Annotated in this window: 25 protein-coding genes; 7 read left to right on the forward strand and 18 right to left on the reverse strand. The window is 59.1% G+C overall.

Features of this window, described 5'->3' with window-relative positions; translation table 11 throughout:
- The first annotated feature begins 286 nt into the window (after positions 1 to 286).
- The 3 genes from ACA070_RS22185 to ACA070_RS22195 all read left to right on the forward strand — a co-directional run bounded on the left by ACA070_RS22185 (position 287) and on the right by ACA070_RS22195 (position 5162).
- Positions 287 to 2059 carry an N-acetylglutaminylglutamine amidotransferase gene (locus ACA070_RS22185; protein ID WP_497448354.1) on the forward strand — a complete coding sequence of 591 codons (1773 nt, stop codon included), beginning with the start codon at positions 287 to 289 and terminating at the stop codon, positions 2057 to 2059.
- A gap of 3 nt (positions 2060 to 2062) precedes the next feature.
- Positions 2063 to 3811, forward strand: coding sequence for an N-acetylglutaminylglutamine synthetase (gene ngg, locus ACA070_RS22190; RefSeq protein WP_497448355.1), 1749 nt, complete (start codon positions 2063 to 2065; stop codon positions 3809 to 3811).
- Between the two features lie 160 nt (positions 3812 to 3971).
- The gene (locus ACA070_RS22195) at positions 3972 to 5162 is read left to right on the forward strand and encodes an osmoprotectant NAGGN system M42 family peptidase (protein WP_497448356.1); all 1191 of its coding nucleotides are present in this window, start codon (positions 3972 to 3974) and stop codon (positions 5160 to 5162) included.
- A 106-nt stretch (positions 5163 to 5268) separates the two neighbouring features.
- Here the strand turns inward: ACA070_RS22195 and ACA070_RS22200 are convergent, their stop codons facing one another.
- A complete protein-coding gene (locus ACA070_RS22200) occupies positions 5269 to 6231 on the reverse strand; it encodes an IS110 family transposase (RefSeq protein ID WP_497447722.1) in 963 nt (320 codons plus the stop codon).
- Between the two features lie 308 nt (positions 6232 to 6539).
- Between ACA070_RS22200 and ACA070_RS22205 the strand changes: the two genes are divergently transcribed.
- The gene (locus ACA070_RS22205) at positions 6540 to 6767 is read left to right on the forward strand and encodes a YheU family protein (RefSeq protein WP_010461751.1); all 228 of its coding nucleotides are present in this window, start codon (positions 6540 to 6542) and stop codon (positions 6765 to 6767) included.
- A gap of 5 nt (positions 6768 to 6772) precedes the next feature.
- On the opposite strand, the gene csrA is transcribed toward ACA070_RS22205, so the two are convergent.
- From csrA to ACA070_RS22220, 3 genes are all read right to left on the reverse strand, one after another.
- Positions 6773 to 6958: a carbon storage regulator CsrA gene (gene csrA, locus ACA070_RS22210; RefSeq protein ID WP_403107393.1), complete on the reverse strand. Its 186-nt coding sequence runs from the start codon at positions 6956 to 6958 to the stop codon at positions 6773 to 6775.
- Between the two features lie 144 nt (positions 6959 to 7102).
- Positions 7103 to 7435 (reverse strand): YnfA family protein, encoded by a 333-nt coding sequence (locus ACA070_RS22215; RefSeq protein WP_131061342.1) that lies wholly within the window; start codon positions 7433 to 7435, stop codon positions 7103 to 7105.
- A 64-nt stretch (positions 7436 to 7499) separates the two neighbouring features.
- Positions 7500 to 8315 (reverse strand): SDR family oxidoreductase, encoded by an 816-nt coding sequence (locus tag ACA070_RS22220; protein WP_497448357.1) that lies wholly within the window; start codon positions 8313 to 8315, stop codon positions 7500 to 7502.
- Between the two features lie 279 nt (positions 8316 to 8594).
- Here ACA070_RS22220 and ACA070_RS22225 point away from each other — a divergent pair, with 279 nt between their 5' ends.
- Positions 8595 to 8753 (forward strand): DUF3309 family protein, encoded by a 159-nt coding sequence (locus tag ACA070_RS22225; RefSeq protein ID WP_169858239.1) that lies wholly within the window; start codon positions 8595 to 8597, stop codon positions 8751 to 8753.
- 60 nt (positions 8754 to 8813) lie between these two features.
- Here the strand turns inward: ACA070_RS22225 and ACA070_RS22230 are convergent, their stop codons facing one another.
- The 10 genes from ACA070_RS22230 to ACA070_RS22275 form a co-directional block, all read right to left on the reverse strand.
- Complete coding sequence (locus tag ACA070_RS22230; protein WP_497448358.1) at positions 8814 to 10907, reverse strand: LTA synthase family protein; 2094 nt, start codon at positions 10905 to 10907, stop codon at positions 8814 to 8816.
- 283 nt (positions 10908 to 11190) lie between these two features.
- Entirely contained in the window at positions 11191 to 11796 is a 606-nt protein-coding gene (locus tag ACA070_RS22235) for an START domain-containing protein (protein WP_497448359.1), read from the reverse strand.
- A gap of 40 nt (positions 11797 to 11836) precedes the next feature.
- Positions 11837 to 12091 (reverse strand): YkgJ family cysteine cluster protein, encoded by a 255-nt coding sequence (locus ACA070_RS22240; RefSeq protein ID WP_497448360.1) that lies wholly within the window; start codon positions 12089 to 12091, stop codon positions 11837 to 11839.
- Positions 12092 to 12256: 165 nt separating this feature from the next.
- Positions 12257 to 12748 carry a translation initiation factor 2 gene (locus tag ACA070_RS22245; RefSeq protein WP_497448361.1) on the reverse strand — a complete coding sequence of 164 codons (492 nt, stop codon included), beginning with the start codon at positions 12746 to 12748 and terminating at the stop codon, positions 12257 to 12259.
- 89 nt (positions 12749 to 12837) lie between these two features.
- Positions 12838 to 14277, reverse strand: coding sequence for an aminotransferase-like domain-containing protein (locus tag ACA070_RS22250; RefSeq protein WP_109633782.1), 1440 nt, complete (start codon positions 14275 to 14277; stop codon positions 12838 to 12840).
- 201 nt (positions 14278 to 14478) lie between these two features.
- Positions 14479 to 15291 carry an OmpA family protein gene (locus ACA070_RS22255; RefSeq protein ID WP_497448362.1) on the reverse strand — a complete coding sequence of 271 codons (813 nt, stop codon included), beginning with the start codon at positions 15289 to 15291 and terminating at the stop codon, positions 14479 to 14481.
- Positions 15288 to 15644: a DUF4398 domain-containing protein gene (locus tag ACA070_RS22260; RefSeq protein ID WP_497448363.1), complete on the reverse strand. Its 357-nt coding sequence runs from the start codon at positions 15642 to 15644 to the stop codon at positions 15288 to 15290. The genes ACA070_RS22255 and ACA070_RS22260 overlap by 4 nt, the downstream gene beginning before the upstream one ends.
- A 9-nt stretch (positions 15645 to 15653) precedes the next feature.
- A complete protein-coding gene (locus ACA070_RS22265; RefSeq protein ID WP_497448364.1) occupies positions 15654 to 16490 on the reverse strand; it encodes a substrate-binding periplasmic protein in 837 nt (278 codons plus the stop codon).
- A gap of 80 nt (positions 16491 to 16570) precedes the next feature.
- Positions 16571 to 17500 (reverse strand): electron transfer flavoprotein subunit alpha/FixB family protein, encoded by a 930-nt coding sequence (locus ACA070_RS22270; protein WP_462028177.1) that lies wholly within the window; start codon positions 17498 to 17500, stop codon positions 16571 to 16573.
- A gap of 2 nt (positions 17501 to 17502) precedes the next feature.
- Positions 17503 to 18252 (reverse strand): electron transfer flavoprotein subunit beta/FixA family protein, encoded by a 750-nt coding sequence (locus ACA070_RS22275; RefSeq protein ID WP_064676439.1) that lies wholly within the window; start codon positions 18250 to 18252, stop codon positions 17503 to 17505.
- Positions 18253 to 18801: 549 nt separating this feature from the next.
- On the opposite strand from ACA070_RS22275, the gene ACA070_RS22280 reads away from it, so the two are divergent.
- The gene (locus ACA070_RS22280) at positions 18802 to 20466 is read left to right on the forward strand and encodes an electron transfer flavoprotein-ubiquinone oxidoreductase (RefSeq protein WP_461975748.1); all 1665 of its coding nucleotides are present in this window, start codon (positions 18802 to 18804) and stop codon (positions 20464 to 20466) included.
- 119 nt (positions 20467 to 20585) lie between these two features.
- Here ACA070_RS22280 and ACA070_RS22285 read toward each other — a convergent pair whose 3' ends face one another.
- Entirely contained in the window at positions 20586 to 21476 is an 891-nt protein-coding gene (locus ACA070_RS22285) for an AraC family transcriptional regulator (RefSeq protein ID WP_497448365.1), read from the reverse strand.
- Between the two features lie 191 nt (positions 21477 to 21667).
- On the opposite strand from ACA070_RS22285, the gene ACA070_RS22290 reads away from it, so the two are divergent.
- Positions 21668 to 22720 (forward strand): NAD(P)-dependent alcohol dehydrogenase, encoded by a 1053-nt coding sequence (locus ACA070_RS22290; RefSeq protein WP_497448366.1) that lies wholly within the window; start codon positions 21668 to 21670, stop codon positions 22718 to 22720.
- Here ACA070_RS22290 and ACA070_RS22295 read toward each other — a convergent pair.
- The 3 genes from ACA070_RS22295 to dgoD all read right to left on the reverse strand — a co-directional run bounded on the left by ACA070_RS22295 (position 22717) and on the right by dgoD (position 26236).
- Positions 22717 to 23520, reverse strand: a complete 804-nt coding sequence (locus ACA070_RS22295; protein ID WP_461975754.1) for an IclR family transcriptional regulator — start codon at positions 23518 to 23520, stop codon at positions 22717 to 22719. The two genes, ACA070_RS22290 and ACA070_RS22295, sit on opposite strands and share 4 nt — an antisense overlap.
- A 60-nt stretch (positions 23521 to 23580) precedes the next feature.
- Positions 23581 to 24891: an MFS transporter gene (locus ACA070_RS22300; RefSeq protein WP_010461785.1), complete on the reverse strand. Its 1311-nt coding sequence runs from the start codon at positions 24889 to 24891 to the stop codon at positions 23581 to 23583.
- Between the two features lie 196 nt (positions 24892 to 25087).
- Complete coding sequence (gene dgoD / locus ACA070_RS22305) at positions 25088 to 26236, reverse strand: galactonate dehydratase (protein ID WP_497448367.1); 1149 nt, start codon at positions 26234 to 26236, stop codon at positions 25088 to 25090.
- Positions 26237 to 26257 lie beyond the last annotated feature (21 nt).

The raw sequence follows: 26257 nt of genomic DNA on the forward strand, positions 1-26257 counted from the left end.
CTTATTGCGTTATGAGACGCTCAGTTTAGGAAGCCCGGCCGGCAATTGATAATTCGAATACCGGGTCGAATTGCGGCGCATCCAAGCAGCTACTTCTATGCATCCCATGAATAATTACCGCCACGGCCATAGGCATTTCTGCCGTGCCTGCCATTCGTCCGGCAATCCCTGCTTATAACTTATCGTTCTAAAACTCCCACAACCGAGGCGGGTCAGTTTCTGAGTACCCGCCGTTTTGGCCGGGTATCGATAAACCCTCCCCAACGGAAAAACCGGTAAGGACTTTATGTGCGGATTAGCTGGCGAGTTACGCTTTGATCATCAACCTGCGGACCTCGCGGCCGTTGAACGAATCACCCATCACCTGGCCCCTCGCGGCCCGGATGCGTGGGGTTTCCACAGCCAAGGGCCGATTGCCCTGGGCCACCGTCGCCTGAAAATCATGGACCTGTCGGACGGCTCGGCGCAGCCGATGGTCGACAACCAGTTGGGCTTGTCCCTGGCCTTCAACGGCGCGATCTACAACTTCCCGGAACTGCGCACCGAGCTTGAAAGCCTCGGTTATGCCTTCTATTCCGGTGGTGACACCGAAGTGCTGCTCAAGGGCTATCACGCCTGGGGTGAAGCGCTGCTGCCGAAACTCAATGGCATGTTCGCCTTCGCTATTTGGGAGCGCGACGCCAAGCGTCTGTTTATCGCTCGTGACCGTCTCGGCGTGAAGCCGCTGTACCTGTCGCGCACCGGCCAGCGCCTGCGCTTCGCCTCGGCGTTGCCGGCGTTGCTCAAGGGCGGCGATATCAACCCGATCCTCGATCCGGTGGCACTCAATCATTATCTGAATTTCCACGCCGTGGTCCCGGCGCCGCGCACCCTGCTGGCCGGCATCGAAAAACTGCCACCCGCAACGTGGATGCGCGTTGAAGCGGATGGCAGCACCGAGCAGAAAACCTGGTGGACCCTGCCCTACGGCCCACACGCCGACGAGATGAATCTGACACTCGAAGACTGGCGCGACCGTGTACTCGACAGCACTCGCGACGCGGTGGCGATCCGCCAACGTGCCGCCGTGGACGTCGGCGTACTGCTTTCGGGCGGTGTCGATTCGAGCATGCTGGTGGGGCTGTTGCGTGAAGTCGGCGTGGAAAACCTGTCGACCTTCTCCATCGGTTTCCAGGATGCCGGTGGCGAACGTGGCGACGAATTCCAGTATTCGGACCTGATCGCCAAGCACTACAACACCCAGCACCACCAACTGCGCATCGACGAGAAAGAGATTATCGAGCAACTGCCCGCGGCGTTCCGCGCCATGAGCGAGCCGATGGTCAGCCATGACTGCATCGCCTTTTACCTGCTGTCCCGGGAAGTGGCCAAGCATTGCAAAGTGGTGCAGAGCGGCCAGGGTGCGGACGAATTGTTCGCCGGTTATCACTGGTATCCGCAAGTCGATGGCGCGGACGATCCGTATGCGGCCTACCGCGATGCGTTCTTCGACCGCAGCTACGAGGATTACGCCGCCACCGTGCAACCGAAATGGTTGACAGCGAATGACGCCGCCGGTGACTTCGTGAAGGAACATTTCGCACAGCCCGGCGCCGATGCAGCGGTAGACAAAGCCCTGCGTCTGGACAGCACGGTGATGCTGGTGGACGACCCGGTCAAACGCGTCGACAACATGACCATGGCCTGGGGCCTGGAAGCGCGGACGCCGTTCCTCGACTATCGCCTGGTGGAATTGTCAGCCCGGGTGCCCGGCAAATTCAAACTGCCGGATGGCGGCAAACAAGTGTTGAAAGAAGCCGCGCGACTGGTCATTCCGAGTGAAGTGATCGATCGCAAAAAAGGCTACTTCCCGGTCCCAGGCCTGAAGCATTTGCAGGGCGATACGCTGAACTGGGTGCGCGAACTGCTGCTTGATCCCAGTCAGGATCGCGGCCTGTTCAACCCGGCCATGCTCGACCGCCTGCTGACCGATCCGCAAGGCCAGTTGACCCCGTTGCGCGGCTCCAAGCTGTGGCAATTGGCAGCGCTGAACCTGTGGCTCAGTGAACAAGGAATCTGATCGATGAAACCTCACGCCACGGCGTATAGCCAACGCTTGTTGCGCGGTCAGGCGCCCTCTTACGAACGCTTGCAGGCGCGCCTGGCCGAAGACGGCAGTGAACTGGGCGCGGCGCCGATTGCCGTGCATTGCGGCTGGGGCCGATTGCTGATCGGCCATACCTTTCCCGATCCGGCGAGCCTGGCCCAGGAGCTGCTCAACGAGCAGACCGGTGAGCGCGACATTGCCTTGTACGTTGCGGCGCCCCAGCAAGTGTTGGGGCTGGAACCGGCGCAACTGTTTCTCGACCCTTCCGACACCTTGCGTCTGTGGTTCAGCGATTACCGTCAGTCAACCCGGGTGTTTCGCGGCTTTCGTATTCGCCGGGCCCAAAGCGAGACTGACTGGCAGGCGATCAATCAGCTGTACCAGGCGCGCGGCATGTTGCCGATCGATGCGAATCTGCTGACCCCGCGACATCAAGGCGGCCCGGTGTATTGGCTGGCCGAAGATGAAGACAGCGGCGCGGTCATCGGCAGCGTCATGGGCCTCAATCATCACAAGGCGTTCAACGATCCGGAGAACGGCAGCAGCCTGTGGTGCCTGGCGGTCGATCCGCACTGTTCGCGACCCGGCGTCGGTGAAGTGCTGGTGCGGCACTTGATCGAGCACTTCATGAGCCGTGGGCTGAGTTACCTGGACCTGTCGGTGTTGCACGACAACCGGCAGGCAAAAAACCTTTACGCCAAGCTCGGTTTTCGCAATTTGTCGACCTTCGCCATCAAGCGCAAGAACGGCATTAATCAGCCGCTGTTCCTTGGCCCTGGCCCTGAAGCCGAGTTCAACCCGTATGCGCGGATCATTGTTGAGGAAGCCCATCGACGGGGCATCGATGTGCACGTCGATGACGCCGACGCCGGGATGTTCACCCTCAGCCATGGCGGGCGCCGGGTGCGTTGCCGCGAATCCCTGAGCGATCTGACCAGCGCCATCAGCATGAGCCTGTGCCAGGACAAAAGCCTGACGCACAAAGTGCTCAAGGCCGCCGGTTTGAACCTGCCTTCGCAGCAACTGGCCGGCAACGCCGATGACAATCTGGCGTTTCTCGACGAGCACGAGCGCGTGGTGGTCAAGCCAGTGGATGGCGAACAGGGGCAAGGTGTCGCCGTGGATTTGCAGACCATCGAAGAGGTCCAGCAAGCCATCGAAGCCGCCCGACAATTTGACAGCCGGGTGCTGCTGGAAAGCTTCCACGAAGGTCTCGATTTGCGGATTGTGGTGATCGGTTTCGAGGTGGTCGCCGCGGCGATTCGCCGGCCTGCCGAAGTGGTGGGCGATGGTCAGCACTCCATCGGCGCCTTGATCGAAGCGCAGAGCCGACGCAGGCAGGCGGCCACCAGCGGTGAAAGCAAAATCCCGCTGGACCACGAGACCGAGCGCACGTTGCAGGCGGCAGGTTATGACTACGACAGCATTCTGCCGGCCGGTGAGCATCTGTTCGTACGGCGCACGGCGAATCTGCATACCGGTGGCGTTCTTGAGGATGTCACGGCGATCTTGCATCCGACCCTGGTCGATGCCGCCGTTCGGGCTGCGCGGGCGCTGGATATCCCAATGGTCGGGCTCGACCTGATGGTGCCTGCTGCCGATCAACCGGAGTACGTGTTTATCGAAGCCAACGAACGCGCCGGGCTGGCTAACCATGAACCGCAGCCGACGGCCGAGCGGTTTGTCGATTTGTTGTTTCCGCATAGTCAGCCGGCCATTTCTTAATCATGTGGTGTCTGGGCTGACGCCATCGCTAGCAGGCTAGCTCCCACAGTTGACCGCGTTCCAACTGTGGGAGCTAGCCTGCTAGCGATGGCGGCCTGACAGGCAACAAAAATTCTTCCTCATCGAAACCATCGATGCGCTCAACTCATCAGGAGTTTCCATGACCAGCAAAATCCCGGAACCAGATCTCAACTATCTGCAAAAAGTCCTGCTGGAAATGCTCGCCATTCCCAGCCCGACCGGGTTTACCGACACCATCGTGCGTTACGTCGCCGAACGGCTTGAAGAGCTGGGCATCCCCTTTGAGATGACCCGGCGCGGTACGATCCGCGCGACCCTCAAGGGCAAGAAAAACAGCCCGGACCGTGCGGTCTCCGCTCACCTCGACACCATCGGCGCGGCAGTTCGCGCGGTGAAAGACAACGGACGGCTGACCCTCGCCCCGGTCGGTTGCTGGTCCAGCCGTTTCGCCGAGGGCAGTCGCGTCAGCCTGTTCACCGACAATGGTGTGATTCGCGGCAGCGTGTTGCCGCTGATGGCTTCCGGGCACGCGTTCAACACTGCCGTGGATGAAATGCCGATCAGCTGGGATCACGTCGAATTGCGTCTGGACGCTTACTGCGCCACCCGCGCCGACTGCGATTCTCTGGGGATCAGCGTGGGCGATTTCGTCGCCTTCGACCCGTTGCCGGAATTCACTGAAAGCGGCCACATCAGCGCCCGTCACCTCGACGACAAGGCCGGCGTCGCGGCGCTGTTGGCGGCGATGAAAGCGATCGTCGACAGCGGTGAAGAGTTGATGATCGATTGTCATCCGCTGTTCACCATCACCGAGGAAACCGGCAGCGGTGCGGCGGCGGCCTTACCCTGGGACGTCAGCGAATTCGTCGGCATCGACATCGCACCGGTTGCCCCCGGCCAGCACTCCAGTGAACACGCGGTGAGCGTGGCGATGCAGGATTCCGGCGGGCCTTATGACTATCACCTGTCAAGGCACCTACTGCGATTGGCCAGCGAAAACGAGTTGCCGGTGCGCCGCGACCTGTTTCGCTATTACTTCAGCGATGCGCATTCGGCGGTCACCGCCGGGCACGACATTCGCACCGCCCTGCTCGCCTTCGGCTGCGATGCCACCCACGGTTACGAGCGTACGCACATCGACAGCCTGGCGGCTTTGAGCCGCCTGCTCGGCGCCTACATTCTGAGCCCGCCGGTATTTGCCAGTGATGCGCAGCCGGCGAAGGGCTCGCTGGACCGGTTCAGTCATCAGATCGAGCATGACACGCAGATGGAAAGCGATACGCGGGTGCCGTCGGTGGATAGCCTGGTTGGGCAGCGCTCTGAAAGCTGAGTTTTGTATAGAGATTTTTGGTGACTGAAAGATTGCCATCGCGAGCAGGCTCGCTCCCACAGTTGACCGAGTTTTCCCGCAGGAACTCGGTCCACTGTGGGAGATTCTATGTTGCAGGGGAACCCTGCAACCTCAAATTCGGCTGGTATTCGCTCTGGTTTTTCATGAGCGCGAATGCCACCCGGCACAGCTTGCGGGCGAGAATGACCAGGGCTTGGGTTTTTGCCAAGCCTCTGGCCAGGTAGGACTCATAGTACGGTTTCCAAGTGGGGGACCGACATGCCGCCATTGCCGCGTTGTGAGCCAGGCGCCGTATCTCCGTATCGCCTTTTTTGCTCAGGTGACGTGGGCCGTTCTTTTTCCCGGAATCTCTTGCTCTCAAGTCCATCCCCAAAAAGGCAATGAACGCATCGCCACTGACGAAGTGGCCACGCATGAACGCGGTCGCCAAGCCAATAGCAGTAAGATCACCAATCCCCTCAATGGCTTTGCAACGCTTGATGTTTTCGGTGATCCCCGCTTCTTTGCTGACTTTGTGCAGTAACTTCTGAATGACCTGCTCAGCTTGTTTGAAGGACTTCAACTGCTGGGCCAACTCCTCTTTCAGAAGCGGTTCGCTCGACCAGCTCAACGTGATCCCCACACGCACGTTGATGAGTTCTGCGCGTCTATGCAGCAGACTTTTCAATACTTTGTAGGCCTGCGGAGGTGGACTCCAGATGCGCAGCCGTTCCTGCTCGCTAGTCAGGTAACGCGCCAGCAGACGCGCATCACAAGGGTCGGTTTTCGCCCGCTGGCCAATGCTTTCGCGGTAGTGGCTCAGCCGATAAGCATCCACAACGTAAACCCGATGCCCCATTTCGTGGGCCAGCTCAACCGTGTCTAAGTGGTAAATGCTGGTAGCTTCCAGGGCAATTGAGCTTTGCGCAGGCAGCGTTTTGAGCCAACGGCCAAGAGTTTCCCGATCGTTGTTGATGGCTTGAGTGATTTTCAGGTCTTCGCGGTAAGCGACGATTTCGGCCTTGGCCACATCGATACCGATTACCGTTGGCGAGGTAAGGATTGTCATGACGAATCCTCGGAGCTAGGGTTTAGGTGCTTGTCGGGGTTTACCCTTGCGCTGGCTTGCCTCTATCGTCGGTTTTACCGATGAATTCCTTATCGGCGCTTTGGGTAGAAAGGGCGGGACGAGAAGTCTCCCACGGTCCGTACTGGCTAGAGTCGGAATCGAGCTTTTAGTCCCGCCCACCCCTTCAAGTCTAAACATACAAGCGAGCCTGCTCGCGATGGCGTCGTATCAGGTACTCCATCAGGCTTGGACTAGCCGCGATCCTTCATTCGCCGTAGCATCGCGCCATTGTTTAGCCCGAGGTGCCTATGCTGATTCCCTACGACCAACTTGAAGTCGACACCCTGACCCGCCTGATCGAGGATTTCGTGACCCGCGACGGCACAGACAATGGTGACGACACGCCGCTGGAAACCCGCGTTTTGCGTGTTCGCCAGGCATTGACCAAGGGGCAGGCGCTGATTGTTTTCGATCCGGACAGCGAGCAGTGCCAGTTGATGCTCAAGCATGATGTGCCCAAGCACCTGTTCGACTGAGGCGCTCAGCGACCTTTGGTTTTGGCCAGTTTGACCTGGATGCGATCATAGACCTCGGCCCGATGCACATTGACGTTTTGTGGCGCTTCGACGCCGAAGCGCACGCTGCCTCCGTTGACGGCAATGATGCGCACTGAAATGTTGTCACCGATGGAAATCATCTCGCCCACAACGCGACTGAGTACAAGCATGGCATTCATCCTTCAGGGTTACCGGCCCTTGAAGATGCCCGTCGCACAGCCGCTCTTCAATGCAACGACGGCAAATCAGTCTCGCCCTACAGCGCTGGACGATCCCCCCTGACGGAAACGTCTGACAAATCCTTGGATACTGCTTCAGGACGCGGAAAAACGCGGGCCGAACAGAATCACGCTGGCCCCGATCACGCACAGCGCCACGCCCAGCCAGTCCGAGCCCAGGGGGCGAATCCGCTCGACCACCGCCAGCCAACCGATCGACGCGACGATGTAAATGCCGCCATAGGCGGCATAGGCGCGACCGGCGTAAGTCGCCTCGACACGGGTCAGCAATAGCGCGAACAACGTCAGGCTGAGCAGCGCCGGTACGACCCACCAAACGCTTTTACCTTGGCGCAGCCACATCCAGAACGCGAAGCAGCCGGCGATTTCGAACAGCGCCGCGAGGAAAAACCACAGGTAATTGAGCATGCAGACGTCTCGTGAGGATGGCCGGTTGCGGCCACCCTAACGACGGTGTTGCGCACGGGCAAGTTCAGCCTGCGTTTTGTTTGGCCTTGGCGCGCATTTTGTCGGCCATGGTGGTCATTTCGTTGTAGAGCAGTTGCGGGTTTTTCTGCTTGAGCGCCCAGGCCATGCGGCCCTGTTCGTGGGGCAGGATCATGAATTCGCCGGCGGCGACGTGCTGATAGATGTAGTCGGCAATGTCGGTCGCGGTGATCGGCGAGCTTTCGAGCAATTTGCCGACCTGGGCTTTCATGGCAGGGGTCGGGCCGCGGAAGGAGTCCAGCAGGTTGGTCTGGAAGAACGACGGGCACACCACATGCACGCCAACTTCCTGCTGCGCCAGTTCGATCAGCAGGCTTTCGGACAATGCCACCACGCCAGCCTTGGCGACGTTGTAGTTACTCATGGCCGGTCCTTGCATTAGGGCTGCCATCGACGCGATGTTGATGATCTTGCCTTTGCTTTTTTCCAGCAGCGGCAGGAAGGCCTTGCAGCCCTTGACCACGCCCATCAGGTTGATCGCGATTTGCCAGTCCCAATCTTCCAGGGACAGTTCATTGAAAAACCCGCCCGAGGCAACGCCAGCGTTGTTGACGATGACGTCGATGCCACCGAGTTTCTCTTCGCAAGCCTGAGCGAAGGCGGTCAGCTGGCTGTAATCGCGTACATCGCAACGCTGGATAAAACCGTCGCCGCCCGCGTCGCGAACCAGTTTCAGGGTTTCCTGCAGACCGGGTTCGCTGACATCCGACAAGGCCAGCTGCCAGCCTTCACGCGCCCAGCGCAGCGCGATTTCGCGACCCAGGCCTGAGCCCGCGCCAGTGATCATCATGCGATTTTGCATAGCAAACAGCCTTGTTGTTCCGGGGAAGATGCGCTGAGTGTAGCGAAGGACATTGCGCGACCCACGCTCCATCAGATTGCTGAATGGTCCGAGCAAACCACGGAAGCGCCTGAATCAACTAACGCTGTAAAAACGAAATAAGGCTTTCTTCGAAAAACATTAAAAAAACTTGGAATTTTCTGACACTCGCGAGAGTCGGATTTTGTAAGCAGCTCGGGATTATTACAGTCCGGCTGACAGTTAAAAGCTAGGTCATTCCAGAACACTTCCAACAAGGAAATAGACATGGGCACAATTCTTATCGTAATTCTGATTCTCCTGCTGGTAGGTGGTTTGCCGGTCTTTCCACACTCAAGAAGTTGGGGTTATGGCCCGTCGGGTATCATCGGCGTGGTGTTGGTGGTGCTGTTGATTCTGCTGTTACTTGGCAAGATATAAAGGTTTGACACGCAAAAAAAAGAGGCCCTTGAAGGGCCTCTTTTTTATTGCGCCGAAAACTTAGTCCGGCTTGCCGTCAACCACACCGGCGGTGTTGTCGATCAGGCTCTTGGTGGCCGTCTGGATGAACGACTCGAGTTTCTGCTTGAGGGCCGCTTCGTCAGCCGACGCAGGAATCACCTCGCCTTTCGAGTTGGCGCCCAGTTCGTACTGATACAGCTTGGGCGGCATTTCCTTAGGCAGCACCAACACTCGATCTGCAGTCAGCAACGCCACGGTTTGATCGCTGCCCGATGGCTTGATCACGCCGAAGCCCTTGTCGCCTTCCGGCAGGTTCAACAAGTCACGACCCCAGCACTGGTGAATCACGTCGCCGCCAATTCGCCCCATGATGGTCGGCACGATGTCGATCTGAGTGCCCACGGTGTGGTCAACCTGACCGAACTTGTCCTGCACGCCCGGCCCGATCAGCAGCATCGGCACGTTGAAACGGCCCAGGTCCATCTCGGTGATCTGCTGCTCGTTGCCGAAACCATGGTCGCCGACCACCACGAACAGGGTTTCCTTGAAGTACGGCTCTTTACGCGCTTTCTCGAAGAACTGACCCAGCGCCCAGTCGGAATAACGCATGGCGGTCAAATGTTCGTTGAGGCTGCCACGGTCGGTCACGCGCTCGACCGGCAAAGGCGTCGGCAGAGCGTATGGCGTGTGGTTGGACAGGGTTTGCAGCAAGGCATAGAACGGTTTTTTGTCCTTGCCATCGCGGGCTTTCAACTCTTCCAGGCCACGGTTGAACATGTCCTGGTCGGACACGCCCCAGGTCGGGTCGGAAAATACCGGGTTAACGAAGTCGTTACGCCCGATGAAGTTGGTCATGCCCTGGTTGCTGAAGAAACCCGACTGGTTGTCCCAGGCGAAGTCACCGTTGTAGACGTACACATCGTCGTAGTCACGGGCGCTGAGCAACTGCGGCAGGCCGGACAGTTTGTGGCTGCCTTCCGGGGTCTGCATCAGGTATTCGAAACCCGGCAGGTTCGGGAAGCAGGCCATGGTGGCAAACATACCCTGGTGGGTGTGGGTGCCGTTGGAGAAGAAGCGGTCGAACAGCAGACCTTCTTTCGACAGTTTGTCGAAGTACGGCGTGACGTTCCCCGGACGACCCAGTGCGCCCACCGAGTGACCGGCGAAGCTTTCCATCAGGATCACAACCACGTTCTTGATCGGCAGGGTCTTGTCAGCGGCCGGGGAGTAGTTACGACGCACGGCCGCGGTTTCGCCATCCACCAGTTTGTCGCCAGGGGTCAGCAACATGTCGCGGACGGTCTGCTGAGCCAGTGGCTGTTCCAGCGTGGATTTCCAGATGTTGTCGCGATCTTCGGACATCCGGCTCTTGGCCGCCGCAATCAGCGACAGTGTGCCGTTTAGGCCCAACTGGTTGGCGAAGTTCGAGTCGGTGGTGTAGACGTCACCCCAACGCATTGGCGGGCCCTGACGCAGAGTGCCACGAGCAGCGACTACGCAGACCAGCAGGCAGACCACAAATACGACGCCTCGGGCATACCACGGGGCGATCTGGCGCGTGCCGATGCTGCCGCCGCTGAACGGACCGCGTGGACGGGTCGCACGGTCCGCGCCCTTGAACGCGAGGGTCAGGATCAACGTACCGAAAGCCCAGGCCAGCAGGTAACGAACCACAGGAAAACCGTACCAGAGCATGCTCATCACGGTTTTCGGGTCTTCCTTCACGTACTGGAAGACCAGGCCATTGAGGCGCTGGTGGAACTCGCGGTAGAAATCCATCTCCATCAGGCCGAGGAACAGCGCGATGCTCGAGGCAATGGTCAGCCAGAAGCGGAAGAACCCGCGAGCGGCCATGGCCCGGGCGCTGAACAGTGCCAGTACCAGCGGAATGCTGAGGTAGACCACCAGGCGCAGGTCGAAACGCAGGCCATTGGCGAACGCCTCAAAGAAGGTCGAGGCCGGTGTGTCGAGGATCATTTCGCGGTTATAGACCAGCAGCGCGACGCGCAGCAGGCTGAACATGACCATCATGACCAAGGCGCACAGCAGCGTGTAGGCCAGATGCGATTTGACGGTCGGTTGCAGCAGGCGACTAGAAGCTCGCTGCTGATTCAGGGCGTCCGGGATTGCCATGTCGTTTTAGGACCCATTGGAAGTTTAAGTTTCAAAAGTAAAGCGGCGCCCTGCCCTCTGTTGGCCAGTTCTCGGCCCCGGGGCTTGCGCGGTGCGCAAATGTTGCACGATCAACCGCAGCATTGCCATTGATTAGTGCCCGGAATGTTGACGCGGGCGAATTGTCTTGGAGGCATTGTGAAAATTTCGTGCAACGCATATCCGGAAACAAAATAAACCCCCTCCTTTCATAGAAAACGCAAACGCCCCGAATGGTCGGGGCGTTTTATGGAACAGCGCGCGGTTACTTCTCGGCGCGTTCTTTCAGGGCTTTGAGCGTGTTGAACGGCGCATCGACCACGAACTTGTTGGCGATCATCGATGGGATGCTGCCGCCTGGGTCGGTGTGCACCTGGTAAGTCACTTCGACCTGGTCGCCCTTGGGGACGAACTTCCAGAAACCTTCGACCTTGGTGACCCGCACGAAACCCTTTTCCTCAGGAGCGTATTTCGGCACGCCTTCGAGCTTGCGGGTCAGGCTGCCATCGGCGCCTTCGGTGGTGGTGATATGCAGCACCGAATCACGCGGGGTCACCGGCCATGGGGTATTGAATTGGGTGTAGGTCCAGCTCTGATCGCCTTCGTGCTTGAGCAGTTTCTGGGTCTTGCACTCGTGAATCCAGGCGCAAGCACCAGTCACGTCTTCCTGCAGCGCGCGCAATTTGGCCATGGTGGTCTTCATCAGGGTGACGCCCTGGTAGGCCTTGTAGTCGGAACCGGCCACTTCACTCAGGGACACCTTGATGCCGTCTTCATTCTTGGCTACTTTCCAGTCTTCAGCCTGCGCGGCCGTGGTGGCCAGCAACACTGTCAAACCACACAGCACAGCCATACGATGCAGCGAACCCATAGTCTTATTCCTTATTGTTGAAGTTCCGTTCGTGAACACATCATGCAGCCGTCATTTGCTCCCACCAACCCAGCAACTTGATTGCTTCGTCACTGCTGCTTCCGCAGGCTTCGACGTCGGCTTCAAACGCCGAACACACAGCAGGACGTTTCGGATCGCCGAAAATACTGCACAGGTTATCGACAGAAAGTTGTATGCAACGTTCGCCAGCGGCTTTGCCATTGGGCATGCCGGGAATCGGTGAACTGATGGAAGGGGCAATGCAACAGGCGCCACAGCCTTCACGGCATTTCATGACGACAAGCTCCTCGCGACGGGCGATGTGTTAATGGACGGGGCACAGAGTAACCGCTAAAACAGTTGTTTAAAATTACCTGGGCCGGGGTTTTTGCGCTCAAACGGATGTGACTGACCAGTCTCCGACAAAGCGTCTGGCCAGCAGGTCACAGATGTGAAGGAATTACCGCTTGAACTCGAATTCCAGCGCCGCACCTTCGACTTCACGGCGCTCTTCGTTTCGCAGTTGCAACTGCATTTCGTTGCTGATCAGCCTTCCGTTGAGCTGAAACGGCGCGCTCTTGTCACCGAACATTTGTGGCAACACAGCGTCGCGCCGGGGCAATGGGACCGTACCGATCGGTTTTAGCTCCTCCGCCATGTCCTGGGGCAGGCTCAAATCCAGGTCGACCGAAGGAAGCTTGGTTTTCACGACCTCACTGGCGGTTTTGGACTTGGAGGCAATTGGCGGTCGTTTTTTCACCACTGCCGCTTTCTTTTTTACCGGTGTGGTGTTCTTTTTGACCGCAGCGGTTTTCTTGACTGGCGCTGGTTTTTTCGAGGTTTCGCTGCTGGCTGCCGGTTTTTCCTGTGTCGAAGCCGCCATGACGCCTTGGGCATGAACAGTCATGAAGAGACAAATCGATAGGCAGACGGCAGGGAAAATAGGTTTCATGGACCCAACGACGCTAACGGCAGAGGGCCATATGCTCCCCTGTTGTACGCAGCATGACAAGTACGTGTACGAAACGACCGGCGTTCTTGTCAGAAACCACTGGCCGTCTCCTGGCAAAGCTGCGTGGCCAACATCCCCAGCGTCATCAATGCGCGCTCGGCTTCTCGGTTCCAGGGCGTGCCACAGTTCAGGCGAATGCAGTGATTGAACTGCTCGGTGTTACTGAAAATCAGGCCCGGCGCGATACTGATGCCCTGCTGCAACGCACGTACATGCAGTTCCTGAGTGTTGACCCTTCCCGGCAAGCTGACCCACAGAATGAAGCCGCCCGTGGGCCGGGTCATCTGCGTGCCTTCCGGGAAATACTGCTGCACGGCCAATTGGAAGGCGCTGAGATTCTTGCGGTATTCCTGCCGGATGTAGCGCAAGTGACGGTCGTAACCGCCATTCTCCAGGTAGGCGGCGATGCCCATTTGCGTGACGCTGCACGCCGAATGCGTACTGAACGTCTGCAAACGCTGAATCTCTTGCTGGTATTTTCCGGCGATCATCCAGCCAATCCGCACGCCCGGTGACAGGGTCTTGGAGAAGCTCGAGCAATAGATCACTCGATCAAGCCGGTCGTAGGCTTTAAGTGATTTGGTCCGGCCTTGTTCGAACATCAACTCGCCGTAGATATCGTCTTCAACAATCTGGATATCGAAATCCGAGGCCAGGCGCAGCAGTTGTTTCTGCCGCTCTTCGGGCATGGTACCGCCCAGCGGATTACTCAGACGAGTGGTCAGCACCAGTGCCTTGATCGACCACTGGTTAGCCGCCAACTGCAGGGCTTCGAGGCTCATGCCGGTCGCCGGGTCGCTCGGGATCTCGATGACTTTGAGGCCCAGCAGGTCGGCCAGTTGCAGCAAACCATAGTAAGTCGGCGACTCGGCGGCGATCAGGTCGCCCGGCCGGGTCAACACGCGAAGAGACATCTGCAACGCATCGACGCAGCCGTGGGTGATCACCACTTCGGACGGATCAACCACCACGCCGGCATCACGCATGCGGATCGCCACCTGTCGGCGCAACGGTTCAAAACCGGGGCTGAACATGTAGCTGAAGGCACGCGGGCTATGGAAACGGGTGACCTTGGCCAATTGCTGATGCAAGGCGCGAACCGGCAGATAATCGACGCTCGGTACCGCTGCGCCCAAGGGGAAAACGCCTTCGCGACGGGATTCGACCAGCACTTGCTGAATGATGCTGCTGCGGGTGACCAGGCCGGGCCGCTCGACCCGGGCGATGTCCGGTGTTGGCGCCGTCAGGGCCGGGGTCTGGTGCACGTAGTAACCCGACTGCGGCCGGGCACGGATCAGCCCTTGATCCTCAAGATTGGCGTAGGCCTGCAAAACGGTCGCGTGGCTGACGTTGAGCTGCGAGCTCATCTTGCGCACCGAAGGCACGCGCTCCCCCGGTTGATAGACACCACGGCGGATGTCTTCGGCCAGTTGCTGAGCAATACGTTGGTAGAGCAAGAGATTGGTCATGACGCAGCACTCGATTTCACGGGCATTTTATTCTTGTGTGAAACAATACCGGAACAGTTTAGAAGTGTACTGGGACAGTTGCCACAATAGTCGACCGTACAGTGCAGTGTCAGCAAAAACTGTACTGTTTTGAGAGGCAATTGGCAGACGCAAAAAAACCCGGCGCTGTCGGGCAGGCCGGGTTTTCCAGAAACGCAGCCCTTAGCGGGCGGCGCCGAGCTGGCCTTTTTCGTCGGAGAACACAATTTCCACCCGACGGTTCTGCGCGCGACCACGCTCGGAAGCGTTCACGTCCACCGGGTATTCATCGCCGTAGCCTTCGACTTTGATACGTTTGTCGTCGATACCCAGGTCCATCAGCACGTCCGCCACCGATTGCGCACGGTCGCGGGACAGCTTGCGGTTGTCCTGCTTGCCGCCCGTGCTGTCGGTATATCCCTCGATGCGGACTACGCGCTTGGGATTGAGCTGAAGGAATTGCACGATCTTCAGCACCACACGGTTCGCTGAATTTTTCAGCTCCGCTTCGCCGGTATCGAACAGTACATCGCCCAGTGTCATCACCAGACCACGGTCGGTCTGTGTGGTTGCCAGTGCAACGATCTGCTCTTCGAGCCATTTGCCCTGCTGCTGCACGCTGAGCAACTTGGACTCACGCAGGGCCAGTTGCAGGCGCTGACGTTCCAATTCGAGCTTCGCCGCGCGCTCTTCGTTGAGTACCTGATTGGTGTGTTCACGGGCGATTTCGCTGTAGCGCTGGCTCAGGTAGGCGTAATGCACCACGTCCGAGCCGCTGCCCCAATAGCTGGTAAGACGATCGGCGCGGGCCAGGGACTCACCGGCACGGATCACGTCCTTGGGCGCGATTCGCAGCACGTTGGAGTCTTCCTTGACCTTCTGAAAGTCAGTTCCGGCCTGTTGCAACACGGCCTCGCTGTGTTGGCCGGCGCAGCCGTAAAGGCTTGCGCAACCTGCCAGGATCAAACCGCCGAGTGCTTTGGACTTGAGGCTCATTTGGCATCTCCCAGTTGCTTGCGCAGGCGAGTGATGCGGGTGTTGAGCACGTTCAGCTGCTCCTCGCTCTTGAGGGTCAGCACCTTGGCTTCGGCCAGGCGCGCGTCCAGTTCGGCTTGTTCGGCACGCATGCGCGCATGTTTGTAGGACTGATCCGTCATGTCGCCCTGGGCACGGGAAAACTTGTCTTCGGCCAGTTTCATTTCCGGCACGTCTTCGGCGGTGGCACCCACGGCTTTGGCTTGCACGAGTGCCTGCTCGGTCAGGCGTATTTGTTCATTCGGCGCCGGATCGGCTGCACAACCCGCCAGAGCCAGAACGGCCAGGGCAGCGAAAAGAGGTCGAATACTCACTAAAAATCCCTACTGTTTTGGGGTACTGACGGGTTGTTGCGGTGGCTGCTGTTGCTGCGCTTTCCAGCGTTCGATATTGCGTTGCACCACGGCCTCCGTCAGTCCGGACGCGGGCAATTCTGTCACCTTTTTGGCCAGCTGTCCGCGCAACCACGGATCGTTGCAGGCGGAGTTATGGGAAACCGCGAGGAACAGGCCGGGTTTGTCGACCGGTTGGGGGCGAGCGATCAGGTCGTTGGCCATGCTCAGGGTTTGCGCGGCGGCCATGCCCGAGTAGCGTCCCGCGAGGACAAATTCCACCTCGCCCAGCAACAATTTCTGAAAGGCCTGGGTCAGATTCGGCGTACGCACGAGGGTCAATTGCTGCTCGGCAAAAGTGCCGAATGCCTGGGTCATTCGAGACTTTTCCGACACGGCACCTGGATGGCCGTGAAGGTCTTGCGCTTCGTTGTAGACCAATGCCGAGTCTTTTCGAGTCCAGACCAGATAGTCGTTTTCCAGCAGCGGCGGATGGATGTAATCCAGGGTGTCCAGCTCGCTGACTGTCAACGGCGCATCAGCCAGCATGTCCATGCGTCCGCTGCGTACCTCGTCCAGAGCCTGGGAGCGCTTGCCGGCGTAAAGCAATTCGACCTTGATGCCCAACTCCCCTGCCACGTGTTGCAACAGGTCAGCACTGGCGCCGATCAAATATTTGGGGTTTTGCGGGTCTTGCCACAAGTACGGCGGCGCGTCAGGGCTGCCGGTCACCACCAGGCGTTCGCACTTGCCGGCAGCCACGGCCAACGCTGGCAGCACCGTCAGCCCCAGCAGTAATGACCAGCCACACACGCGGCGCAAATCCATGGCGATACTCTCCCACCCAAATCCGGAACAAAAAAAAGCCCGACCAAAAGGTCGGGCTCTTTATAAGTCAAGCGACTGGATTAGACCAGCTTCTCGAACTCGGGGATGGCTTCGAACAGGTCTGCCACCAGGCCGTAATCGGCCACCTGGAAGATCGGCGCTTCTTCGTCCTTGTTGATCGCAACGATCACTTTGGAGTCTTTCATGCCGGCCAGGTGCTGGATCGCGCCGGAGATACCGACGGCGATGTACAGCTGTGGAGCAACGATTTTGCCGGTCTGACCGACCTGCATGTCGTTGGGTACAAAACCTGCGTCGACCGCGGCGCGGGAAGCACCGACGGCAGCGCCCAGCTTGTCGGCCAGGGCGTACAGGTGTTTGAAGTTGTCGCCGTTCTGCATGCCGCGACCGCCGGAAACGACGATTTTGGCAGCGGTCAGTTCCGGACGATCGGACTTGGCCAGTTCTTCGCCAACGAAGCTCGAAATGCCAGCGTCGTGAGCAGCAGCAACCGCTTCAACAGCGGCCGAACCACCCTCGGCAGCAACCGGGTCGAAACCGGTGGCACGCACGGTGATCACTTTGACCGCAGCGTTCGATTGAACGGTAGCGATCGCGTTACCGGCATAGATCGGGCGCTTGAAGGTGTCAGCGCTTTCGACCGAGATGATCTCGGAGATCTGGTCAACGTCCAGCTGAGCGGCAACGCGCGGCAGGATGTTTTTGCCGTTGGAGGTTGCAGCAGCCAGGACGTGGCTGTAGCCCTTGCCCAACTCAGCTACCAGCGGCGCTACGTTTTCCGGCAGTTGGTGAGCGTAGGCGGCGTTGTCGGCCACCAGCACTTTCGCCACGCCAGCGATTTTCGCAGCGGCTTCAGCCACGGCGCCAACGCCCTGGCCGGCAACCAGAACGTGGATGTCACCGCCGATTTTGGCGGCAGCAGCCACGGTGTTCAGTGTGGCCGGGGCCACGACCTTGTTGTCGTGTTCAGCGATTACCAAGATAGTCATGATTAGATTACCTTCGCTTCGTTTTTCAGTTTCTCGACCAGTTCAGCCACCGACTTGACCTTGATACCCGCGCTGCGTGCAGCTGGCGCTTCGACTTTCACGGTCTTGTTGGTGGAGGCGGTGGAAACGCCCAAAGCGTCCGGAGTCAGCACTTCGAGAGGCTTCTTCTTGGCTTTCATGATGTTTGGCAGGGACGCGTAGCGCGGCTCGTTCAAACGCAGGTCGGTGGTGACGATGGCCGGCAGTTTCAGGGAAACTGTCTGCGCGCCGCCGTCGACTTCGCGAGTCACAGCAACGCTGTCGCCGCTGATTTCGACTTTGGACGCGAAAGTGCCCTGACCGTAGCCGCTCAACGCAGCGAGCATCTGGCCAGTCTGGTTGTTGTCGCTGTCGATGGCTTGTTTGCCAAGGATCACCAGCTGAGGCTGTTCCTTGTCGACAACAGCTTTCAACAGCTTGGCAACGGCCAGCGATGTCAGGTCTTCGGCGGATTCAACGAGGATGGCGCGGTCAGCACCCAGAGCCAGCGCGGTGCGCAGTTGCTCTTGAGCGGTGGTCGGGCCGATGGAGACGACGACGATTTCAGTCGCAACGCCTTTCTCTTTCAGGCGTACGGCTTCTTCCACTGCGATTTCGCAGAACGGGTTCATCGACATCTTGACGTTGGCGAGGTCTACGCCGGAATTGTCCGCCTTGACGCGAACCTTGACGTTGTAATCCACAACGCGTTTGACAGCTACAAGAACCTTCATGGATTCCTCGTTACTCTCCGGTGAAAAGAAAGTCGCCTAGGCGAACCTGGCGGTTTGATGCTCATCGGCGCAAGGGCACCTCTAAAAACGCTGGCAGGTGTATCGGGTGAACCTTGCTCACGAGGCGTGATGACCGTTCGTCAGTGGTGACCGACAAGTCATTCATTATCGCGGCGTGTAAACTGCGCGCCAAACCTGCGCAGCAAATCACCTTGTACTGCCATCGCCCTGTCTTTAGAGGTGCTCTTGATACCAACAGTCAGCCTACGGCGAGCGCAAAACCGACCGTATCTTGACCGGAACGCCTATTCCGGTCAATACGGCAAAATAGCCGTTCATAAGCCGCGTGACTTTGATTTCTCTGGCTTTGAGCCAATTCAAACAAACGTTTGTATTGGACGCTAGGAGTGGTGTAGATATAATGCGCCACCCAGAGAGAAAGGTGGTCTATCGATTGTCCTGTTCCGCGCATTACGCAGGAATTCATGGATGCGACACCAAACCTCCAATTAGAAAAAAAACTGTTGAGCCTTGAGTAGGAGATAACCTGTGGAACGCGAATACATGGAATTCGACGTGGTCATCGTCGGTGCCGGCCCCGCGGGTCTTTCCGCCGCCTGCCGCTTGAAGCAGAAGGCTGCTGAAGCCGGTAAGGAAATCAGCGTCTGCGTGGTCGAAAAAGGCTCCGAAGTCGGCGCACACATCCTGTCCGGCGCGATCTTCGAACCCCGCGCCCTGAACGAATTGTTCCCGGACTGGAAAGAACTTGGCGCGCCGCTGAACACGCCAGTGACCCGCGACGACATCTTCGTCCTGAAAAACGCCGACAGCGCGCAAAAAATTCCTGACTTCTTTGTGCCCAAGACCATGCACAACGATGGCAACTACATCATCTCCCTGGGCAACCTGTGCCGCTGGCTGGCCCAGCAGGCCGAAAACCTGGGCGTAGAAATCTACCCGGGCTTCGCCGCTCAGGAAGCGCTGTTCGACGAGAACGGTGTGGTTCGCGGGATCATCACCGGCGATCTGGGTGTTGACCGCGAAGGCAATCCGAAAGAAGGCCTGTACACCCCGGGCATGGAACTGCGCGGCAAGTACACGCTGTTCGCCGAAGGTTGCCGTGGCCACATCGGCAAGCAACTGATCAAGCGCTTCAACCTCGACAGCGAAGCCGACGCCCAGCACTACGGCATCGGCCTGAAAGAAATCTGGGAAGTCGACCCGGCCAAGCATCAACCAGGCCTGGTGGTCCACACCGCCGGCTGGCCGATGGACATTATGGGCACCGAGAACACCGGCGGCTCGTTCCTCTATCACCTGGAAAACAACCAGGTTGTCGTCGGTCTGATCGTCGATCTTTCCTACAGCAACACGTACCTGTCGCCGTTCGATGAGTTCCAGCGCCTCAAGCATCACCCGGTGCTCAAGCAGTACCTGGAAGGCGGCAAGCGCATCAGCTACGGCGCTCGCGCCATCTGCAAAGGCGGCTTGAACTCGCTGCCGAAAATGGTCTTCAAGGGCGGCGCGCTGATCGGTTGCGACCTCGGCACCCTGAACTTCGCCAAGATCAAAGGCAGCCACACCGCGATGAAGTCCGGCATGCTCGCCGCTGAATCCGTGGCCGAGGCGCTGTTCGCTGAAAAGGACGGCACCGAAGAGCTGACCACTTACGTCGACGCCTTCAAGAAAAGCTGGCTCTACGACGAACTGTTCGCCAGCCGCAACTTCGGCCCGGCGATCCACAAGTTCGGCGCCATCGTCGGCGGCGGTTTCAACTGGCTGGACCAGAACATCTTCGGCGGCAAACTGCCGTTCACCTTGCACGACAACAAGCCGGACTACGCGTGCCTCAAGCTCGCGGCCGACTGCAAGAAGATCGACTACCCGAAACCGGACGGCAAGATCAGCTTCGACAAACTCAGCTCGGTGTTCATCTCCGGTACCAACCACGAAGAAGAGCAGCCGTGCCACCTGAAGCTGACCGATCCTAGCATTCCGATCGCCAAGAACCTGCCGATGTACGATGAGCCTGCCCAACGTTACTGCCCGGCCGGCGTGTACGAAGTAGTGACCAAGGAAGACGGCGAGAAGCGCTTCCAGATCAACGCCCAGAACTGCGTTCACTGCAAGACCTGCGACATCAAGGACCCTGCACAGAACATCACCTGGGTGGCACCGGAAGGTGCTGGCGGCCCGACTTACCCGAACATGTAAGCCGAACGCCTGAACATCAAGGCTCCCGAAATGGGGGCCTTTTTGTTGCCCGCAATTCAAGCTCCAACCCAAAACCTGTGGGAGCGGGCTTGCTCGCTCCCACAGGGTAAGTCGACAAATCAGGCAGCGCGTTCGTCGCCCGGATTACGCTCAAAGTAGCGCTTGTACTCACGACTGAACTGCGACGTGCTCTGATACCCGACCCGATGCGCCACCTGCGCCACGCCCAACCCCTCGGCGACCAGCAACGTCTGCGCCTTGAGCAAACGCAGACGCTTCAAATACTGCACCGGCGACAACAACGTGCTGCGTTTGAAATGCTCATGGAACGTCGACGCACTCATGTTTGCGCAACTGGCCAGGATTTCCACATTCAACGGCTCGGTGTAATGCCCGTGCAGATGGTTGAGCGAAGCGGCAATTCGGGCGAACTGCCCCTGCTGCTCCACCAGCGCACGCAACACATCGGCTTGCGGACCGCGCAATGCAACGAACAACAATTCCCGAAGCCGTGCCGGCCCCATGATCTGGCATTCCAGCGGATCGTGCAGGCAACGCAATAGCCGCTCCACGCAACCGCGCATCCCGTCGTCTAGCACCGCTGACGTCATGGATTCCGGCGTTTGCGCAGGAATCGTGCGCCCCGGCACCAGCCCCATGGCCAGCACCAACTCCCCGAGCAGCGCTCGGTCGATGGCGATGGACACTCCAAGCATTGGCCCACCCGGCGCCGAAAACGTTTCGCACTCAAACGGCACCGGCAATGCTTGAATCAGGTAGTGACCGGCGCCGTACTCCAGCGTTCGCGGCCCCAGATACGCCAGTTTGCTGCCTTGGGCGATGATGACCAGGCTTGGCTCGTAAATCTGCGGACCACGGGCCACATCGCAACTGGCCCGTAAAACCTGCACGCCCGGCAACGCTGTAGGGGCGAAACCATCGCGAGTGGTCAGAGGCTCAATCAGCGAAACCAGCGTGGCATTGGCATCGAGATGACGAGTTAACAACATGAGAGCTCTTCACAAAAAAAGTCGCGGAAAATGGGATGAAAGCATCATCGCAGGTCTGAACGCCCATTTGATCAAACGAACGCGGTTGCCGGAGGAATAGGCATGACACCCGGAGGAATCGCCATGGCCGGTGGCGGACACGACGCCCAAAATGCGCCGCCTCACTTGTCACTGTTTATGCGAGGTTCATCATGTACACCGCCATCGGATACGCCGCCCAGTCGGCCACCACTCCCCTCGCCCCCGTGAAATTCGAACGCCGCAGCCCACGAGCCGACGACGTTGCGATCGATATTCTCTACTGCGGCGTCTGCCATTCCGACATCCATCAGGCACGCAACGAATGGGGCATTGCCGTTTACCCACTGATGCCCGGCCACGAGATCGTAGGCAAAGTCACCGCCATCGGTGCGAATGTCACCCAACATAAAGTCGGCGATCTGGTCGGTGTTGGCTGCATGGTCGATTCGTGCCGCAGCTGCGAAGCCTGCCAATCGAACCTCGAGCAATACTGCCTCGAAGGTCCGACCATGACGTACGCCACTCCGGACCGGGTCGATGGCAGCAACACCATGGGCGGCTATTCCGACAGCATCGTGGTCAGCGAGCACTTCGTGGTGCGCATCCCGGAAAAACTCGACCCGGCCAGCGCCGCGCCGATCCTCTGCGCCGGCATCACCACCTACTCGCCGCTCAAGCACTACGGCGTGAAGGCCGGCGACAAGGTCGGGATTCTCGGCATGGGTGGCCTCGGCCACATGGGCATCAAGTTCGCCAAGGCGATGGGCGCGGAAGTCACGCTGTTTACCCGTTCGGCGAGCAAGGCTGAAGAAGGTCGTCGTCAGGGTGCAGACCATGTGATCGTGTCCACCGATGCCGATCAAATGAAGGCTGCGGCGGGCTATTTCGACTTCCTGCTGGACACGATTCCGGTGCAGCACGACCTCAATCCCTACCTCGACACCTTGCGATTCGACGGTGTACACATTCTGGTGGGCTTGATTGAACCGGTCGATCCTCCGGTCCACGCCGGCAAACTGGTGATGAGCCGTCGCGTGTTGGCCGGCTCGCTGATCGGTGGCATTGCCGAAACCCAGGAAGTGCTGGATTTCTGCGCCGAGCACAACATTACCTGCGACATCGAAATGCTCGACATCCGCCAGATCAACGAGGCTTACGCCCGCATGATCGCCGGTGACGTGAAGTACCGTTTCGTCATCGACATGGCGACTTTGAAGCTCTAAACCTTCAAGCCTAGTTCTGCCGAGAGCCGGGCTGTGACCCCTTTGATCAGGGGAATCAGCTCGGCCATTTTTTCCAGCGGCATGTACGGCACCGTGCTGGCGATGCTGATACCGGCGACGATGCGTTTGCTGGCATCGCGGATCGGCGCCGCGACACAACGGATCGACGGTTCATTGTCTTCCAGGTCGAAGGCGTAACCGCCCGCCACGTACTCGACCATGCGCTGCTGAAACTGCTCCCAGGACTGTTCCGGGTGCTGCGGCCAGAACAGATTTTTCCCACCTGCCGGCAGGCTGACTTCGTACAGCCGCTGCCATTCTTCTTGCGTGTCATCGAGCATCAGCGCCTTGCCGATCCCGGTGCGCGCCAACGGCATGCGATGGCCGACCCGCGAACGCATTTCCGGGCCATTACGCCCCGGATTCTTGTGCAGGTACAGCACCTCGTCGCCTTCACGAATCGCCAGATGAATGGTGTCACCGGTCAACGCTGACAGCTCATCCAGGTACGGCCCGGCCAGGGTCACCAGCGGCAACTCTTCACGCGCCTGGAAACCCAGCTCGATCAGCTTCGGCCCCAGCAGGTAACCGACTTGCGGCACCACTCGCAGGTAACGCTCGTCCACCAGGCAACTGGCCAGACGATGGGTGGTGCTGCGCGTCGTGCCGATCAGCCGGGCGATTTCCTTGAGATCGCGGGCGCCACTGGCCACGGCCTGAACCACACCCAGACCACGAAGCAATGTCTGGGTGCCGGTCGGTGCGGCGTCCTTGGCGATTTTTGGGGCGTCTTCCTGCATATCCAGCCTTTACCGTTGAGCGAGTGAACGGGCGGCATTATGGTCGCCCGATGGCTGCGACTACAACTTGATACGCTCGACCTTGCCGACCAGCAAGATGTAGGAAAGTGCACCGATCAACGCCAGAACCGAGATGTAGGTGATCGCCGGGGCAAACGAATCACCGGTCGCCAGGAAACCGATGACGATGGGCGTGGTAATCGCAGACAGGTTGCCGATGAAGTTGAACACCCCACCGGTCAACCCGAGCAACCGCGCCGGAGCCAGCGTCGACACCAGCGACCAGGTAATCGAAGCCAGTCCGTTTCCGAAGAACGCCAACGCAAGGAAGGCAATCACCAGCGGCGTCGATTCAACGAAGTTGGCGCCGATGATCGACGTAGAAATCAGCAAGCCGCCAATGATCGGCAATTTGCGCGCGAAGCCCACCGTGTAGCCGCGACGGATCAGGAAATCGGAGAAAAACCCGGAACACAGCACGCCGATAAACGCCGCGAGAAACGGCAGCGACGCCAACAGGCCGGACTTGATGAAGTCCATGCCGCGGTATTTCACCAGATAGGTCGGGAACCACGTCAGAAAAAACCACAGGGTCGAGTTGAGGCAGAACTGTCCGAGGTAGATGCCCCACAACTTGCGTTTGGTCAGAACGATGCCGAGGTCGGTCCAGCTGAATTTGGCTTTGACCTTGGCTTGTTCGGCCTGGATATCCACCAGCCCGCCGCCTTCGCGGATCAGCTCGATTTCAGCGTCGTTGGCGCCCTTGAAATCCCGTGGCTCGCGGTACACCGCGTACCAGATCACCGCCCAGAGAATACCGACCGCACCGGTGCTGACAAACACCATGTGCCAGCCAAATTCATGCTGCAGCCAGGCGAGCACCGGCGTCAGGAATGCCAGACCGACGAACTGCCCGGAAGTGTAGAAACCGATGGCCGTGGCGCGTTCGCGCTCTGGGAACCAAGTGGTGACCACCCGGCTGTTGATCGGATATGCCGGCGCTTCCAGGGCACCGACCGCCATGCGCAAGACGAACAGCGCGATGAAGCTGGCGGCGAAACCGAGCATCACCGTGGCGATCGACCACAGCAACAAGGCAACGCTGTAGAGGATGCGCGGCGGCACCCGGTCGACCAGCCAACCGCCGGGGATTTGCATGGCGGCGTAGGTCCAGCCGAACGCCGAGAAAATCAGCCCGACGTGGATCGGGTCGATGCCCAGTTCGCTGGTCAGCGCCGGTGCGGCAATCGACAGGTTGCTGCGGTCGAGGTAGTTGATCACCACGGTGATGAACAGCAGCACCATGATGAAAAAACGCTTGCGGCTGGGCGCCACCAACGACGCCTGCCCGGTGAGGGTTTGCGGTTGCATGGGGAATGCCTCTTCTTATGTTTATTGAGGTCGATGTGAAATCGGGATTTGCCGCAAATCTCCTGTCCATGGAGATCAAACTGTGGGAGCCAGTCTGCTGGCGATCGCGGTGTGTCAGTCACCATGAATGCGGATGTGCCGACCAAATCGCCAGCAGGCTGGCTCCCACAGGGGTTTGCGGTGGGTCAGTGAGAACTCACCACTCAGCAAAACTGCCATCGGCATGGCGCCAGATCGGGTTGCGCCAGCGGTGGCCGACAGCGGCGCGTTCGATCACGTATTCCTCGTTGATCTCGATCCCCAGCCCCGGGCCGTTCGGGATTTTCACGAAGCCTTTGTCGTAGTCGAACACCCGCGGATCCTTGACGTAATCCAGCAGGTCGTTGCTCTCGTTGTAATGGATGCCCAGGCTCTGCTCCTGAATGAACGCGTTGTAGCAAACCGCGTCCAGTTGCAGGCACGCCGCCAGGGCAATCGGGCCCAGCGGGCAATGCAACGCCAGCGCTACGTCATAGGCTTCGGCCATGTTGGCGATCTTGCGGGTTTCGGTGATGCCGCCGGCGTGAGACGCGTCCGGCTGGATGATGTCGACGTAACCTTCGCTCAGCACACGCTTGAAATCCCAGCGCGAGAACAAGCGCTCGCCGAGGGCAATCGGGGTGCTGGTCAGCGGCGCCAGCTCCTTCAGCGCTTCGTAGTTTTCGCTGAGCACCGGCTCTTCGATGAACATCAGTTTGTACGGGTCGAGTTCCTTCATCAGCACTTTGGCCATGGGCTTGTGCACCCGGCCATGGAAGTCGACACCAATGCCGACGTTCGGGCCCACCGCGTCACGTACGGCAGCGACGTTGGCCAGGGCCAGGTCGACTTTCTCGAAGGAATCGAGGAACTGCAGCTCTTCGGTGCCGTTCATTTTCACCGCAGTGAAACCACGCTCCACCGCTTCTTTCGCCGCGCGAGCGGTGTCCGCCGGGCGGTCGCCGCCGATCCACGAATACACACGAATCTTGTCGCGCACCTGGCCGCCCAGCAAGTCACTGACCGATACACCCAAGGCCTTGCCCTTGATGTCCCACAGCGCCTGATCGATACCGGCCAGCGCGCTCATGTGGATGGCGCCGCCCCGGTAGAAGCCGCCGCGGTAGAGCACGGTCCAGATGTCTTCGATGTTGCGTGGGTCTTTGCCGATCAGGTAGTCGGACAATTCTTCAACGGCAGCCGCCACGGTGTGCGCGCGGCCTTCGACCACGGGCTCGCCCCAACCGGTCACGCCTTCGTTGGTTTCGATCTTGAGGAAGCACCAGCGCGGCGGAACGATGAAGGTGGTGAGTTTGGTGATTTTCATCTCTGCTCTCTTTTGTAAATG

It is taken from the genome of Pseudomonas sp. LBUM1678 (genome assembly GCF_059695575.1).

Bases quoted from the DNA above. Each gene is read 5' to 3' on its own strand.
- ACA070_RS22185 (WP_497448354.1), top strand. From the start codon at position 287: ATGTGCGGATTAGCTGGCGAGTTACGCTTTGATCATCAACCTGCGGAC.
- ngg (WP_497448355.1), top strand. From the start codon at position 2,063: ATGAAACCTCACGCCACGGCGTATAGCCAACGCTTGTTGCGCGGTCAG.
- ACA070_RS22195 (WP_497448356.1), top strand. From the start codon at position 3,972: ATGACCAGCAAAATCCCGGAACCAGATCTCAACTATCTGCAAAAAGTC.
- ACA070_RS22200 (WP_497447722.1), bottom strand. From the start codon at position 6,231: ATGACAATCCTTACCTCGCCAACGGTAATCGGTATCGATGTGGCCAAG.
- ACA070_RS22205 (WP_010461751.1), top strand. From the start codon at position 6,540: ATGCTGATTCCCTACGACCAACTTGAAGTCGACACCCTGACCCGCCTG.
- csrA (WP_403107393.1), bottom strand. From the start codon at position 6,958: ATGCTTGTACTCAGTCGCGTTGTGGGCGAGATGATTTCCATCGGTGAC.
- ACA070_RS22215 (WP_131061342.1), bottom strand. From the start codon at position 7,435: ATGCTCAATTACCTGTGGTTTTTCCTCGCGGCGCTGTTCGAAATCGCC.
- ACA070_RS22220 (WP_497448357.1), bottom strand. From the start codon at position 8,315: ATGCAAAATCGCATGATGATCACTGGCGCGGGCTCAGGCCTGGGTCGC.
- ACA070_RS22230 (WP_497448358.1), bottom strand. From the start codon at position 10,907: ATGGCAATCCCGGACGCCCTGAATCAGCAGCGAGCTTCTAGTCGCCTG.
- ACA070_RS22235 (WP_497448359.1), bottom strand. From the start codon at position 11,796: ATGGGTTCGCTGCATCGTATGGCTGTGCTGTGTGGTTTGACAGTGTTG.
- ACA070_RS22240 (WP_497448360.1), bottom strand. From the start codon at position 12,091: ATGAAATGCCGTGAAGGCTGTGGCGCCTGTTGCATTGCCCCTTCCATC.
- ACA070_RS22245 (WP_497448361.1), bottom strand. From the start codon at position 12,748: ATGAAACCTATTTTCCCTGCCGTCTGCCTATCGATTTGTCTCTTCATG.
- ACA070_RS22250 (WP_109633782.1), bottom strand. From the start codon at position 14,277: ATGACCAATCTCTTGCTCTACCAACGTATTGCTCAGCAACTGGCCGAA.
- ACA070_RS22255 (WP_497448362.1), bottom strand. From the start codon at position 15,291: ATGAGCCTCAAGTCCAAAGCACTCGGCGGTTTGATCCTGGCAGGTTGC.
- ACA070_RS22265 (WP_497448364.1), bottom strand. From the start codon at position 16,490: ATGGATTTGCGCCGCGTGTGTGGCTGGTCATTACTGCTGGGGCTGACG.
- ACA070_RS22270 (WP_462028177.1), bottom strand. From the start codon at position 17,500: ATGACTATCTTGGTAATCGCTGAACACGACAACAAGGTCGTGGCCCCG.
- ACA070_RS22275 (WP_064676439.1), bottom strand. From the start codon at position 18,252: ATGAAGGTTCTTGTAGCTGTCAAACGCGTTGTGGATTACAACGTCAAG.
- ACA070_RS22285 (WP_497448365.1), bottom strand. From the start codon at position 21,476: ATGTTGTTAACTCGTCATCTCGATGCCAATGCCACGCTGGTTTCGCTG.
- ACA070_RS22290 (WP_497448366.1), top strand. From the start codon at position 21,668: ATGTACACCGCCATCGGATACGCCGCCCAGTCGGCCACCACTCCCCTC.
- ACA070_RS22295 (WP_461975754.1), bottom strand. From the start codon at position 23,520: ATGCAGGAAGACGCCCCAAAAATCGCCAAGGACGCCGCACCGACCGGC.
- ACA070_RS22300 (WP_010461785.1), bottom strand. From the start codon at position 24,891: ATGCAACCGCAAACCCTCACCGGGCAGGCGTCGTTGGTGGCGCCCAGC.
- dgoD (WP_497448367.1), bottom strand. From the start codon at position 26,236: ATGAAAATCACCAAACTCACCACCTTCATCGTTCCGCCGCGCTGGTGC.